This window comes from Alicyclobacillus kakegawensis NBRC 103104, from assembly GCF_001552655.1.
In the GTDB taxonomy this organism is placed as follows: Bacteria; Bacillota; Bacilli; order Alicyclobacillales; family Alicyclobacillaceae; genus Alicyclobacillus_G; species Alicyclobacillus_G kakegawensis.
This window is the reverse complement of sequence record NZ_BCRP01000011.1, coordinates 14,264-26,859: the sequence shown is the minus strand read 5'-3', so window position 1 is coordinate 26,859 and position 12,596 is coordinate 14,264. Positions and strand designations below refer to the sequence as shown.

At 63.2% G+C, this 12,596-nt stretch carries 15 protein-coding genes; 12 read left to right on the top strand and 3 right to left on the bottom strand.

The window, feature by feature from the left end:
* The first annotated feature begins 2 nt into the window (after positions 1 to 2).
* The 7 genes from AK2_RS09945 (at position 3) to AK2_RS09915 (ending at position 4,479) form a co-directional block, all read left to right on the top strand.
* The gene (locus tag AK2_RS09945) at positions 3 to 743 is read left to right on the top strand and encodes a biosynthetic peptidoglycan transglycosylase (RefSeq protein ID WP_157076296.1); all 741 of its coding nucleotides are present in this window, start codon (positions 3 to 5) and stop codon (positions 741 to 743) included.
* Complete coding sequence (locus tag AK2_RS17800; protein WP_369406136.1) at positions 740 to 1,165, top strand: GIY-YIG nuclease family protein; 426 nt, start codon at positions 740 to 742, stop codon at positions 1,163 to 1,165. Before AK2_RS09945 ends, AK2_RS17800 begins: the two co-directional genes overlap by 4 nt.
* A gap of 61 nt (positions 1,166 to 1,226) precedes the next feature.
* Positions 1,227 to 1,796 carry a hypothetical protein gene (locus AK2_RS09935; RefSeq protein ID WP_067933860.1) on the top strand — a complete coding sequence of 190 codons (570 nt, stop codon included), beginning with the start codon at positions 1,227 to 1,229 and terminating at the stop codon, positions 1,794 to 1,796.
* A gap of 72 nt (positions 1,797 to 1,868) precedes the next feature.
* A complete protein-coding gene (locus AK2_RS09930) occupies positions 1,869 to 2,609 on the top strand; it encodes an MBL fold metallo-hydrolase (protein ID WP_067933858.1) in 741 nt (246 codons plus the stop codon).
* A gap of 2 nt (positions 2,610 to 2,611) precedes the next feature.
* Positions 2,612 to 3,397, top strand: a complete 786-nt coding sequence (locus AK2_RS09925) for an ABC transporter ATP-binding protein (protein ID WP_067933855.1) — start codon at positions 2,612 to 2,614, stop codon at positions 3,395 to 3,397.
* Positions 3,398 to 3,409: 12 nt separating this feature from the next.
* Entirely contained in the window at positions 3,410 to 4,156 is a 747-nt protein-coding gene (locus tag AK2_RS09920; protein WP_067933853.1) for an ABC transporter permease, read from the top strand.
* A gap of 116 nt (positions 4,157 to 4,272) precedes the next feature.
* Positions 4,273 to 4,479 carry a DUF1657 domain-containing protein gene (locus AK2_RS09915; protein WP_067933850.1) on the top strand — a complete coding sequence of 69 codons (207 nt, stop codon included), beginning with the start codon at positions 4,273 to 4,275 and terminating at the stop codon, positions 4,477 to 4,479.
* A 180-nt stretch (positions 4,480 to 4,659) separates the two neighbouring features.
* Here the strand turns inward: AK2_RS09915 and AK2_RS09910 are convergent, their stop codons facing one another.
* Positions 4,660 to 5,133, bottom strand: coding sequence for a hypothetical protein (locus AK2_RS09910; protein WP_067933848.1), 474 nt, complete (start codon positions 5,131 to 5,133; stop codon positions 4,660 to 4,662).
* 166 nt (positions 5,134 to 5,299) lie between these two features.
* Positions 5,300 to 5,995 carry a tetratricopeptide repeat protein gene (locus tag AK2_RS09905; protein WP_083521065.1) on the bottom strand — a complete coding sequence of 232 codons (696 nt, stop codon included), beginning with the start codon at positions 5,993 to 5,995 and terminating at the stop codon, positions 5,300 to 5,302.
* Between the two features lie 235 nt (positions 5,996 to 6,230).
* Between AK2_RS09905 and AK2_RS09900 the strand changes: the two genes are divergently transcribed.
* From AK2_RS09900 to lplA, 3 genes are all read left to right on the top strand, one after another.
* Complete coding sequence (locus AK2_RS09900; protein WP_169794769.1) at positions 6,231 to 6,980, top strand: MOSC domain-containing protein; 750 nt, start codon at positions 6,231 to 6,233, stop codon at positions 6,978 to 6,980.
* Positions 6,981 to 7,104: 124 nt separating this feature from the next.
* Positions 7,105 to 7,860 carry a Cof-type HAD-IIB family hydrolase gene (locus AK2_RS09895; RefSeq protein WP_067933845.1) on the top strand — a complete coding sequence of 252 codons (756 nt, stop codon included), beginning with the start codon at positions 7,105 to 7,107 and terminating at the stop codon, positions 7,858 to 7,860.
* Positions 7,861 to 7,865: 5 nt separating this feature from the next.
* On the top strand, positions 7,866 to 8,858 hold the full coding sequence (gene lplA / locus AK2_RS09890) for a lipoate--protein ligase (RefSeq protein WP_067933843.1): 993 nt from the start codon (positions 7,866 to 7,868) through the stop codon (positions 8,856 to 8,858).
* Between the two features lie 51 nt (positions 8,859 to 8,909).
* Here the strand turns inward: lplA and AK2_RS09885 are convergent, their stop codons facing one another.
* Positions 8,910 to 9,647, bottom strand: coding sequence for a sulfite exporter TauE/SafE family protein (locus AK2_RS09885; protein ID WP_067934021.1), 738 nt, complete (start codon positions 9,645 to 9,647; stop codon positions 8,910 to 8,912).
* Positions 9,648 to 9,978: 331 nt separating this feature from the next.
* Between AK2_RS09885 and AK2_RS16885 the strand changes: the two genes are divergently transcribed.
* Positions 9,979 to 10,146 (top strand): hypothetical protein, encoded by a 168-nt coding sequence (locus tag AK2_RS16885; RefSeq protein ID WP_157076295.1) that lies wholly within the window; start codon positions 9,979 to 9,981, stop codon positions 10,144 to 10,146.
* 181 nt (positions 10,147 to 10,327) lie between these two features.
* Entirely contained in the window at positions 10,328 to 12,580 is a 2,253-nt protein-coding gene (locus AK2_RS09880) for a putative bifunctional diguanylate cyclase/phosphodiesterase (RefSeq protein ID WP_067933840.1), read from the top strand.
* The last annotated feature ends 16 nt before the right edge of the window (positions 12,581 to 12,596 follow it).

Genomic DNA, 12,596 nt, shown 5'->3' with positions numbered 1-12,596 from the left:
GCATGCGCGTCCTGGGGCGGTTGCTCAAGGCTGTGGTGAAGCTGGCGTTGGCTGCCGTTGTTCTGCTGGCGGCAGTGTACGGCGGCCTGTACGTCTACTTCACCCGGTTGCGGCCCATCGACAAGGCGGTCCAGGCGGTCGTAGAGGAGCGAACCCGGCAGTACCATGTGCACCCGCTCACTTATGACCAGATTCCCGATTTCTTTCGCGAGGCCATCATCGCCACTGAGGACCGACGGTTCTGGTGGGACCCAGGGATAGACCCGGTCGGCATCGTGCGCTCGTTGTACGTCGACATCGAGGCGGACGGGTATGTGGAAGGCGGGTCCACCATCACCCAGCAGCTGGTGGACAACACTCTGCTCTCCAAGGAGAAGACGCTGGTCCGCAAACTGCGGCAAATGGTCTACGCCGTCGGCATTTACGACACGATGAGCAAAAGGCAGACGCTGAGCGATTACGTCAACATGATCTACTTCGGGCACGGAGCGTACGGGCTCTACAACGCCGCCGAGACGTATTTCGGGCTCCCGCCCGATGCCCTCAACGAAGGCGAGTTGAGCCTGCTGGCCGGCTTGCCCAACGGCCCGTCTTTGTATGATCCGTTCATTTCCTTGCAGCGGGCGCGCGCCCGCCAGTGGGTGGTGCTGGAGAACATGGTCGACGCGGGCCGGCTGAGCAAAGCCAGTGCCGAAGCGATTTACCACCAGCCGCTGCGCCTGAAAGGAACGGCCGGCACGTGAGCGGGCGCCGACACCGGACACAAGGCCGGACGCGTGCCAAGGAGAGCGCCAAGGCAAGCGCCGCGTGCGCTCACCAACCGCCACCGTCCGCTTCGGACTCCGCCCCGGCCGCATCCAACCCAGCGGATCGCACGGCTGTCACGGGCAGAGCCTCGCATCACGTCTACATGTTGGAGTGCGGCGACGGTACGATTTACACCGGCTGGACCACTGACGTGGACAAGCGCCTGGCCGCGCACCAGGCCGGTCGGGGCGCCAAGTACACGCGCGGCCGCGGCCCGTTTATCCTGCGGCGCGTGGAAACCTTTGCCGACAAAGCGGCCGCCCTGCGTCGGGAGCGCGAGATCAAGCGGTTGTCACGGGCGCAGAAATTGGCCCTCATCGGCGACAGCGCCGCCGGGGAGGGTGCGCCGCAGGCGTGAGCGGGTTTGCATGCGATGCACGGGCCGCGGGCGGACGGGCGCGGGAAAGGGGAGGAAGCGAGTGTTTCGCCGCCTCGGCAAACTGCTGCGGGCGTGGGAACTGTACAGTTTCATCCGCAATTTCAGTCCCACCGCTTACCTGGTGGACAGGGCGTTTGAGTACGTGTTCGAACGCCTGACCCTGTGGGATTACTTGTTTCTGGTTGCCTCCGGCATCCTGTCCCTGGCCTTTGTCGTCGAGTTTCTCGATGGTTTGGTGCAGCTGGTCCTGACCATTCTCCGCGGCTTGGGCGCCTGGCACGGTGTGTGGCCCAATTGGCCCGGCCTGCGCTGGCTGGCCCATCCCACATTCGGGGGTGTGGTGGCCTGGTTCTTCATCGGCCTCGCGCTGGTCCTGGCGCTTTTTGTCTGGCTGTTCCACTTCCTGCGCCGTCTGTGGCCGGAAGGGCGTACAGGTGAGGTCAACCGGGCCTACGGCGGCGCTTACGTGCACGTAGTGTGGCAAAATCATATCGGCGGGCCTTCGCGGCAGTGGTCGTCGGCGCAGATTCGGCCCAGACGAGTCGTCAGTCCGGCTGCTTGGGGGTTTTTGTTGTTTGGCTGGCTGCTGCAGGTGTTGATGTGGGTCTGAAACCTCTGAGCGCCCCTGGGGGCGTTTCCTAAGAGCGGACCAACCGATACGATGCGACAAGGAGATGAGCGCATGAAGGTTCATGTGCTGGGTTTCTGGGGCACGTACCCGGAGGCGGGGGAAGCCACCACCGGTTTTCTCCTCGAATCGGGGGATGAGCGCATCCTGCTCGACTGCGGATCCGGCGTGCTGGCCCAACTCTTCCACGTGTGCCCGGTGGAGAGGCTGACCGGTGTGGTAATCACGCACCATCACCATGACCACAATGCCGATCTCGGCGTGCTCGCGTACGCGCTGCTGCAAGCGCGATTGAGCGGCCGGCGCACCGCCCCGCTCCCGATGTACATGCTGCCCGGACCCGGGGGATTGATGGAGGAGCTGCGGCGCGAGCCGCTCATTCGCTTGCACACACTGAAGCCGGACGAAAGTGTGTCTGTCGGCGGTGTCTCGTTCACATTCGCCCCGACCCAACACCCGGTTCCGTGCCTGGCCGTGCGGGCTGAGGCGGAGGGCCGCGTGTTTGCGTTTTCCGCCGATTCTTCGCTGGTGCCGGAACTGCTCCAGGTGGCGCGGGCGGCCGACCTGTTTATCTGCGAGGCGAGCATGTTCGATGGGCAGGAAAAGCAGGCTGTGCACGCCGGTCACCTGACCGCTCGGCAGGCCGGCCAGTTGGCCCGCGAGGCGGAGGCTGCGCGGCTGGCGCTGACCCATTATCCCCATGAGGGCGACATCAGCAAGCTCGTCCAGCAGGCGGAGGCGGCATACGGGCGCGGGGTGGAACGGCTGTTCACGCGCCAGGTGTTGGAGGTGTGACGGTGCCGCACGCACCCGCCGTCAAGCCTGAGCCATCGCCTTGGGCCATTGAGTTTCGCGACGCCGGCCGGGTGCTGACAAGTGAGGACGGGCCGAAAAGCATCCTCACCGAGGTGTCCGGAAGACTGGCGCGCGGCCGTGTGCTGACGCTCATCGGGCCTTCAGGAGCTGGAAAAAGCACCTTGCTTTCCTTGTGCAACCTGTTGCAGACCCCCGATGTCGGGGAGGTGTTTGTCTGGGGGCGGGAAGTGCGTAGTTGGCCGTTAGCCGAGCTGCGCCGCCGCGTGGGACTGGTCATGCAGCAGCCGGTCATGCTCCCAGGTACGGTTGCGGACAACCTGGCCGTTCCCAGTCGGCTGCACGGCCGGCCGCAGGCAGACGGTCACAGGCTCTTGCAGCAGGTGGGCTTGGACCCATCTATTCTCCAGCGCCCGGCAGAGGAGTTGTCGGGCGGCCAAAAGCAGCGCGTGGCTCTGGCGCGCACCTTGGCTAACGAACCGGACATCCTGCTGGTCGACGAAGGGACATCCGCACTGGATCGCGAGTCAGCCGGGGTCATTGAGCGCCATGTCCGTTGCCTCGTCACTTCGCGATGCTTGACGGTCGTCTGGGTGACGCACGACCTGGAGCAGGCCCGGCGCGTGGGGGATGAGACGTGGCTCATCGACAATGGGCGGGTGGTCGAACAGGGAACAACCGAGGCGTTCTTCGAGGCGCCGCAGACTGAGGCAGCCAAACGTTTTTTGCGGACAGCTGAGCGCGGGCAGGCTGGCGCTGGACGCAGGTGAGGAGGGCGAATCATGAGCCTGTGGACGTTGGCACTGACGCTGGCGTTTGTCGTTGCGGCGATGCTGGTTTCGCTCTGGCAGCGCCTTGGCCTCGAAAAGGACATGGTGGTGGCGACCATCCGCGCCACTGTGCAGCTGCTTGTCATCGGCTATGTCCTCAAGTTTGTCTTTCACATGGATAACTTTGCGTTGACAGCGGCCATGGTAGCGCTGATGACCTGCGTCGCGGCGGACAACGCGGGGCGGCGCGGGCGCGGCCTGGCCGGGCGGTTCTGGCGTCCGTTTGCCGCCATTGCGGCCGCCGAGGTGTTGGCTCAAGGCTTCTTGTTGGCCGTACATGTGATTCCTGGCCGACCTTCGTATATCATCCCTATCAGCGGCATGATTATCGGCAACTCGATGGTAGCCTGCGGTTTGTTCCTGAATCGCCTGCGCGATGAGGCCAGGACCCGCAACGCCGAGGTGTGGGCGCTGCTGGCCCTGGGCGCCAACCCAAAACAGGCGTCGCGCGCGGTGGTCAAAGCGGCCACCAAAGCCAGCATGATTCCGACGATTGACAGCGCCAAGACAATGGGCCTGGTCCAACTCCCCGGGATGATGACCGGGCAAATCATCGCCGGTGCAGACCCCATTCAGGCTGTCCGCTATCAGTTGCTGATTGTGTTTGCCATCATCGCTTCCGCTGCTATCACCAGCATCGTGCTCGGGTTTCTCACTTACCCACGGTTGTTTAACCGCTTCTGGCAGTTGGTTGTCTAAGGCGCAGCCGAGGTCGGAATCCTGCGGTTGCAGTCCGCCGTCGGTGCATATCGAGGGGCCCGCGAGACATAATGATATACGTCTCCATCAGAACACGTCGTGAGGAGGAATGCGCGATGACGGTGGCAAGCCAGGTGAAACAGACCCTTGCCGGATTGAAGAGCGCGCAGGCCAGCTTTGAGCAGTTCGCCCTGCAGACGCAGAACCAGCAAGCCAAGCAGTTGTACACCGACGCGGCCAACCAGACCAAGACCCTGGTTCAGTCGTTGGAGCAGCGAGTGCAGGTGCTCGAGCAGGAAGAGCCTCAGTATCAAGGGTTTTGAGGCATATACAGCGGTACAAAAACCGTCACGGGGCGGCGTGCCATTCGGCGCGCCGTCCGGCGTGAAGGTAGCAAAATTTTCAAAATAGCGGAGCTGCGTCGGGCGCTCGCACGGCAATGCCCTTTTGTCGTATCCGTCATCTGGACATCCTTCAGCCGAGCGCCTCTCATTCCAGCATGCTCAAGATTTCACCAGACCGACGCCTGCCTGCCACACCGATTCCGGGACGCTTGCCTGCAGGCGCCGCATCGCCTTGGTCAGCCAGTGAACGCGTTGTTCATGCCAGTGCCAGGCTGCGTAAATCCAGGCCTTGTCCCGCTTGTCTGTTGTCTCCAGCTGCCGCAGATAACCTGCGGCTTTGTCCATGTGCTCACGCGCTTCAATAAAGCACTCGACGGTCATAAGAACCAAGCGCTGTTGTTGGCGCTGGCTGTGGGCGCCCGCCAGGATGCGCACCAAATTGCCGGCCGCGGTGTTCAGGTGGTAACTGCTTTCATAATTTTCAGCGTGAAGGCTGCGCAACACCGGCTGCCTCGCGAAATTGGGCAGGTAATTCATCTCCGACGTGATGGAGCAAAACACCTGCTCCGCGTAGAGGGTCGATTGAACCCGTCGATACAAGCGCTGCCACAGGCTGCTTGTCGCTTCCGCCATCGTTCTCTCCTCCTCTTGGTCAACCGAAGCAAGCCGCACCCGGTTCGCTTGCCTGCAGAATATGGCCCTATGCCACCAGGCGTGCGCACAATCACATGGCCGCCCATCATGGCGTTGTGGTTCTGCAGTTGGCTTGTTCGATTGGCGAAGCCGCCTTCCCGTCGCGTCACCGGCGTCCGAGCAGCCGCAGGCGCGCCAGCAGAACCCAGCGCCGCTCCGTTTGCCGGCGAAAGCGGGGCAGCCAGCGGTAGGTTTCCAGACACTGCCGCAGGGCTGCAGTGGCCTCCGCGGGTCGCCCGAGCCTGTGGTAGAGGGATGCCATCCGATACAGGGCTTGACACGAGGATTCGTTGTATTTCCGGGCTTCGTGCAGGTCCGCCAATGACTGTTCTGGACGGTCCTTGACGTGCAGCGCGGCCAGGCGCAGATAGGGTTCCCCGTAGCGCAGGTTGGGGGTCTGCGCCACGGCGCTGCGCATCAGGCGCTCTCCGCGGTCCGCGTCTCCCAGTTCCACAGCGCACACGCCCTCGTCGTACCTCACTTCGGGGGACTCCCGTACGGAATCCGGCAACGATTCCAGCAGCTTCTGCGCCGCTGACCAGCTTTTTCGTTCGATATACAAGCCAGCCAACTCGTAACGCGCATCCGCGTGGTGCGGGCTTTGCGCAATCGTGCGCTTCAATTCGGTCATCCGCCGCCAGCGCCGCAGCGGCCGGCGAAAACTGGGCAAAAGCCCGATATAGCGCCTATCCAGCACGTAGTAGGCGACGAGGAGGACCAGGATGGCCAACCACGGATTTCCAAACACCGCCGTCAGGAGCCGCCAGGTCATGAACAGGAACAAAAGCTTCAGTGCCGCCACACCCCTTTTGCGTCCGCGCGTAGGTTGACTCGGTTGCCTGCGTTCTTGTTCCTCTCAGTATACAACCTGCACAGCCGCTTGCTCGACGAGACGTTGGCGTACGCGGCCGCATGAACCCGTCTTGTTCTCCCAGCCCATCGATCCGCCGCGGCCTGGTTGTCTGCTTTTCCGCCCGATGCCCGGAACAGACGCAGCTGTTATACTGGGGATCGACAACGCGAATGGGGGCAGAGGCATGCAGGAGGGAAGGCTGGTATCCGTGCAGGTTGGCCGTCCGCGCGCGTATCTGGCACAGACGCCGCCGGACGCGCCGGCACGCCCGTGGGAGGGCCAGCCCGTGGGGGCGCCGGCCTGGGACGGCGATGGGCAGGACGGCGGTGAGACCGCCCCGGCCACCTGGGTATCCGGGTTCGCCAAGGCGCCGGTCGACCGTCCGCTGCACCTGGGGAGCGAGCAACTGGAGTGGGACGGGCAGGCCGACAGGAAGAACCACGGCGGCCCGGACAAAGCGGTGCTCGCGTACGCGGCCAGCCACTATGTGCTGTGGCGCCAGGAACTCGGTCGCACGCTGCCGTACGGATCGTTTGCGGAAAACTTCACCGTCGATGGACTTGACGAGCAGGCCGTGTGCATCGGCGACGTGTACCTGGTCGGGACGGCCGAAGTCGAGGTGGCGCAGCCGCGCGTCCCGTGTTGGAAGATTGAGCGCTACTGGGGCCTCCCCGGTCTGACCGAGCGGGTGTGCAGCAGCGGACGCAGCGGCTGGTACCTGCGGGTTCGCAGGCCGGGGTGGATTCAGGCCGGACAAGCAGTGAGGTTGCTGCAGAGGCCCTACCCGGAGTGGACTGTGGCGCGGGTCAACGACCTGATACACGGGCGGTGTTCCAGCATATCGGCGCTGCGGGCCCTGTTGGAGGTCCCGTCTCTGGCGGCCTCCGCCCGCGCGCACATCCAGCATCGGCTCCTGGCGCACACGGGTCCGTAGGCACGGCGCTGTGTCTAGGCCGGTGCTCTTCTGGAGCGCATGCGCTGCCCGATCCCGATTGAACCTCTGGGGTCCTACGGCGCATACGTGGGTTCAGCACGAATGAGAGCTAGGAGGAGAGAAAATGCCCGATTGGAAGCTGATTGCCCTGGACATGGACGGGACCAGTCTCGACCTGGGCCTGGACATTTCCGAGGAGAATCGGCGCTGGATGAGAAGGGCGATGCAGGCGGGCGTGGCCGTCACGTTTGCCACGGGCCGGCACATCCTCGGTCCGGTGCGGCAATTCATGCGCGAGCTGGGGCTGACGTGGCCGGTCGTCACGCTCAACGGCGGCGAGGTCTGGACGGCGGATGATCGGTTGTTGGAGCGGCACCCCCTGCACCCGGACGACATCCGATTTCTCTACGATTTGGCTCGCCAGTTTGGCGTGCACTGGTGGGCCACCACAGTCGACGGGGTGGTCAGCGATACGGACATCAAGCCGCTCCTGCGGCAGGCCACGTGGCTCAAGTTCGGGTTCTACGCGGACGATATGGATACCGTGGAGCGCATTTGGGCCATCCTCGAGTCGCGCGGCCGGTATGAACTGTCCAATTCCAATCCGCATAACATCGAGGTCAATCCTCGTGGGGTCACGAAGGCCAGCGGCCTACAGACGGTTTGCGACCACTTGGGCATCACGCCGGATCAGGTGATTGTGATGGGCGACAGCTTGAACGACATCCCGATGATGAAGTGGGCCGGGCTCGGGGTGGCCATGGGCAACGCCCAGGAGAGGGTAAAGCAGGAGGCCGACTTTGTGACCGATGTCTGCGAGGCGCACGGGGTCGCCCGGGCGATTGAGCGGCTGTTGAGCGGCCACATGGCCGCGAGGTGAAGGACATGCTTTTCATCGACAATCAAAACATCATGGACGCCACACTCAACCTGGCCCTTGAAGAACACGCCCTGACGACGTTCGACATCGACCAGACGTACCTCCTGTTTTACTCCATGCATCCTACCGTTATCGTCGGCAAGAACCAGAACACCCTGGAGGAAATCAACACCGATTACGTCCGCGCGCACGGCGTCACCGTCACCCGGCGCCTATCGGGCGGAGGGGCGGTCTACAACGATGAGGGAGACCTCAGTTTCAGTTTCATCACCAAAAATGACGGCAACAGCTTTCACAACTATCGCCGCTTCACCGAGCCGGTCATCGCCGCTCTGCGGGAGCTCGGCGTCCCGGCGGAACTGTCCGGGCGCAACGACATCCTTGTCGAGGGCAAGAAGGTCTCCGGCAACGCCCAGTTTGCCACCCGCGGCCGCATGTTCAGCCACGGCACCCTGATGTTTGACGTCAACCTCGACAACGTCGCCAAGGCGCTGCGGGTGAACCGCAAGAAGATAGAATCCAAGGGCATCAAATCGGTGCGCAGCCGCGTCACCAACATCCGGCCCTATCTGAAACGCGACATGGACATCCACGAGTTCCGCCAGGTGCTGCTTGAGCGCATTTTCGCCGGCTACCCAGAAATCCCCCGGCACCCTCTGTCGGACGCCGACTGGCGGGCCGTCGAGGATCTGGCGAACCGGCGGTACCGCCACTGGGACTGGGTCTACGGCCAGTCGCCGCCTTTCAACGTGCGGCGCAGCGAGTATTTTCCCGGGATTGGGCTGATTGACGTACGGCTTCACGTGGTTGGCGGCCGCATTGAGCAGTGCCGCATCTTTGGTGACTTTTTTGGCGAGCGGGACGTCGCCGAACTGGAACGGCGGCTGCTAGGCTGTCGTTACGATGCCGACGCCCTGGCGGCCGCGCTGGCCGATGTCGACACCCGGGCCTACTTCGGCAACCTGCCCAAGACAGAACTCCTGCGCCTGATGGCATGAATCTTACAACTGTATCGCCGATTGGCCGAGCGCTGGGATGAGCAGCTTCCTTCAAAACCAGTTCCATACCTGCTTACCTATCAGTATCACCGTCACCAGAATGAAAATCGGGCGCACGTAAGCTGCGCCTTTGCGAATCGCCACCTGCGATCCGACCACCGCTCCGAACACCATTCCGACGCCCATGATGACCCCGATGCGCCAATCGACGGCGCGCAGCCAGTAAAACGTGGCCAAAGCGCCGATGTTGCTGCCGAAGTTAAGCACTTTCGCGTTGCCCGACGCCGCCACGTAGTCGCAACCAAGAAACACAAACAGAAAAATGAGAAAAGACCCGGTGCCGGGGCCGAAAAAGCCGTCGTAGAATCCAATCGTGAGGGCCAGCCCAGCCAACGCGGCGACAAGCTGGGCGGTCAACTTGCGGCGGGCTTCGCGCAGGCCGAAGTCCTTCTTCCAGATGGTGTAGACGGTGACCGCCACCAGCAACACGACGACCAGCGGTTTCAGGAACTCGGAAGGCAGATGGCGGGCCAAGTCCGCACCGAGGATAGAACCGGCAACCGAGAGCGGGAACAACCAGCGGGTCAGGCGAAAGTCGACTTTCCCACTTTTCAGGTAGCTGAGCGTGCTGGTCAAGGAGGACATCGTGCTGGCCAGCTTGTTGGTCCCAAGTGCCAGCGCCGGCGGCAGCCCGGCCAACAGCAGCGAAGGCAGGGTGACCAGTCCGCCGCCGCCCACCGTCGAATCGATGAAGGCGGCCACAAAACCAGAGAGAAACAAAAACGACATCAGTCCGAACGTCAAATGCAGGTGATCCACGCCGAGGTCTCCCTTGCTGCAGTTTTGCGCGCGCAGACAGGCGCGCCGATGAGCCGCCACTTCCCCATGATACCGCCCACTGGCCGCCTCCCTCAATCCGAGTGTTTGCCAGGACCCATCTATCCTGGGAGAATCATCTCCCTGTCTCCGGTTGGACCGCTTTCCGCAGCCTGTCCGCAGGTATACAATGAAGTTGTGTAGATCTGGGTGCGTCAGGGAGCCCGGACAGTGACCAGGGAGGGCGCGGATTGAAGCGGTTTTGGTTCCCAGTCTGTCTCTTCGCCATTTCGAGGGGGTCCATTTGTCTGTCTGGCTTTTATCTGACCTTTACCATTTCCCGACCATCACTGCTGTCGCCAGTCACACCTTCTTCGCGCACGCGGGCCGGGTGCTGGGGCTGTCGTTCACGGCCGCCGGCACCGGCAGTCTCGTCACCAATGGGCTGATTGGCGGCGTGGCCACCGCCTGAGGTGCGGCTGCCGGATTCTCGCTCTTGGCTGCACCTGGTTTTGGTGGTTCTTGTTGTTCGTCATCGCCACGACGCGTGGGCGCCGGGCCGCATCGCATCCGCCGCTCGATTCTGTGCCGGAGTCCCGTTAGTCCACGCGGGCGCATGCAGGAGCCATGCTAGGAGAAGAGGGGGAAGTCTCATGGCAGCAGCGGATGCATACTCCGCGGGTGCACACCGTCCTGACGGGGCTGGCAAGCAGATCGACCGGCGTACGTTTGCCAGATGGTTGATCGACAAGGCGCCAGGAGCCCTGTACTGTCTGGACACAGAGGGCACAGTGTCGGTCTGGCCTCGCTCTGTCGAGCGCATGTTCGGCTGGGCGCGGGACGAGGTCCTGGGCAGGCGCATTCCGACCATCCCAGAGAGCGAATGGTCCCATGCCGCGGAACTGTTTCAGCGTGTGCTGGAGCGAGGCCACGTGGACGGGCGGTTGGTGAAGCAACAGCGGCGCAACGGCGAGATCATCCCTACGCTGGTCTGGGTTTGCCCCATCGTAGAGGCGGGCGCCGTCACCGGCCTGGCCGTGTTCACTTCCGACAACTGCGAGAGCACGCAGTTGTATCGAGACTTGGAACAGGCACATGCGACCATCGAGAGGGTGGTGTCCCTCGCCCATATCGCCATCTTCTCGCACGATGTGGTCCATAATCGGCCAATCTTCGGGACCGGAACGGAGCAGTTGTATGGGTACTCGGAACAGGAGTTTATGGCCGATGGCGATCTGTGGCGCAGGGTGATTCACCCCGAGGATCGCGCCTTGGTGCCAGACAAGCTGCCCGCGGACGGATCGCTCAAGTTGGAATACCGCGTGCTGCGCAAAGACGGCCAGGAACGCTGGCTGGAGGTGACCTTGTACCCGCGCAGTAACGGCGAGTACCTGCCCGCGGTCGTCGACGGGCTCGCGATGGACATAACCGACCGCAAAGAGCACCAACGACGGCTGCAGGAGATGGCTTACACGGACCCGTTGACCTCGCTGCCCAACCAGAGCCAGTTCCATGAGGACCTGAACCAGGCCATTCAACAGGCGGGGGACGGCGGCAAGTTCGGCGTGCTGTTTGTCGACTTTGACGGGTTCAAGGACGTGAACGACACCTTCGGCCACCAGTTTGGCGACAAGGTGCTGGGTCGCATCGGGGCGTTGCTGAAGCAGTGCGCATCCGAGAACGTGCGGGTGTACCGGATGGGCGGCGACGAGTTCACCGTGCTGGCCACCGGCGTGGACGAGGAGCGCGACGTGATGGAGTTGGCGCAGGCTATCCTCGACCGGTTCCAGTCTCCCCTGTGGCTCGGCAGCGAGGATCGATTGACCCTGCACTGCAGCATCGGCGCCTCCATCTATCCGGATCACGGCGATCACGCGCAAGCTCTCCTGCGTCACGCGGACGTGGCGATGTATTTCGCCAAGGAGAGCGGCGGGCAGCGCTGCGTCTTGTATTCGCCGCAGCTGGCCACCGGGGCGAAGGACAGCCTCCTTCTGTACGACGCGTTGGTCGAAGCGCTGCGACGTGAGGAGTTTTGCCTCTATTATCAACCGAAGATTGACATGGCGAGCGGGCGGCTGTCGGGCGTCGAGGCTCTCATCCGCTGGCATTCGCCGGCGCATGGGATGGTGTCGCCGGACGGATTCATTCCCGTCGCGGAACAATCGGGTCTCATCTGGGACATCGGCAACTGGGTGTTGGAGGCGGCTTGCCGCCAAAGCCGGGCGTGGCAGGAGCAGGGCCTGCCGGCCATCCGGGTATCCGTCAACGTGTCCATGGTGCAGCTGGAGCACCCCGGCTTTCTGACGGTACTCAAGCGGGTTCTGAATGACACCGGGCTGGACCCCCGGTGTCTGGAACTGGAGATCACCGAGTCGGCCTTCGTCAATCGTTTGGAGCACGTCGCCAATGTGATTGAGCAGGTCTCGTCCCTGGGTGTCGCCGTCTCCGTGGACGACTTCGGCGTCGGCTATTCGTCCCTGAAGTACCTCGCGCACATCCGCGCCGACGAACTCAAGGTGGACCAGTCGTTCATCCAAGGCCTCGATGACAATCCCAGGGCGGCCCAAATTGTCTCAGGCATCATCCAGATGGCCCACGCGCTCGGCATGCGGGTGGTCGCCGAAGGGGTGGAGCACGAGGAACAGCTGCAGCGCTTGCGCCAGTGCGGCTGCGACGAGGCCCAGGGGTACCTGTTTTTGGAGCCCCAGCCGGGGGATAAATTTGAGTGGTTTTATTCCCACCGACTGGCGGCCGATCCGTCCGCACCACCTACTTCTCCACCTGCGGCGTGGGAAACGGCGGCTGCGGCGCCGCCCACCGTTCCGTCGCCCCCGCTGGAACCTGCCACGTTTGAGGCCGAAGAGCCGGAATCCGCGCGCAGTGACTCTGCAGAGTTCGGATCGTGAGCGCGGGTGGACGAGG

Coding starts and splice junctions, on each gene's coding strand:
- AK2_RS09930 (WP_067933858.1), top strand. CDS start 1,869: ATGAAGGTTCATGTGCTGGGTTTCTGGGGCACGTACCCGGAGGCGGGG.
- AK2_RS09910 (WP_067933848.1), bottom strand. CDS start 5,133: ATGGCGGAAGCGACAAGCAGCCTGTGGCAGCGCTTGTATCGACGGGTT.
- AK2_RS09915 (WP_067933850.1), top strand. CDS start 4,273: ATGACGGTGGCAAGCCAGGTGAAACAGACCCTTGCCGGATTGAAGAGC.
- lplA (WP_067933843.1), top strand. CDS start 7,866: ATGCTTTTCATCGACAATCAAAACATCATGGACGCCACACTCAACCTG.
- AK2_RS09900 (WP_169794769.1), top strand. CDS start 6,231: ATGCAGGAGGGAAGGCTGGTATCCGTGCAGGTTGGCCGTCCGCGCGCG.
- AK2_RS09885 (WP_067934021.1), bottom strand. CDS start 9,647: ATGTCGTTTTTGTTTCTCTCTGGTTTTGTGGCCGCCTTCATCGATTCG.
- AK2_RS09920 (WP_067933853.1), top strand. CDS start 3,410: ATGAGCCTGTGGACGTTGGCACTGACGCTGGCGTTTGTCGTTGCGGCG.
- AK2_RS09880 (WP_067933840.1), top strand. CDS start 10,328: ATGGCAGCAGCGGATGCATACTCCGCGGGTGCACACCGTCCTGACGGG.
- AK2_RS09945 (WP_157076296.1), top strand. CDS start 3: ATGCGCGTCCTGGGGCGGTTGCTCAAGGCTGTGGTGAAGCTGGCGTTG.
- AK2_RS09895 (WP_067933845.1), top strand. CDS start 7,105: ATGCCCGATTGGAAGCTGATTGCCCTGGACATGGACGGGACCAGTCTC.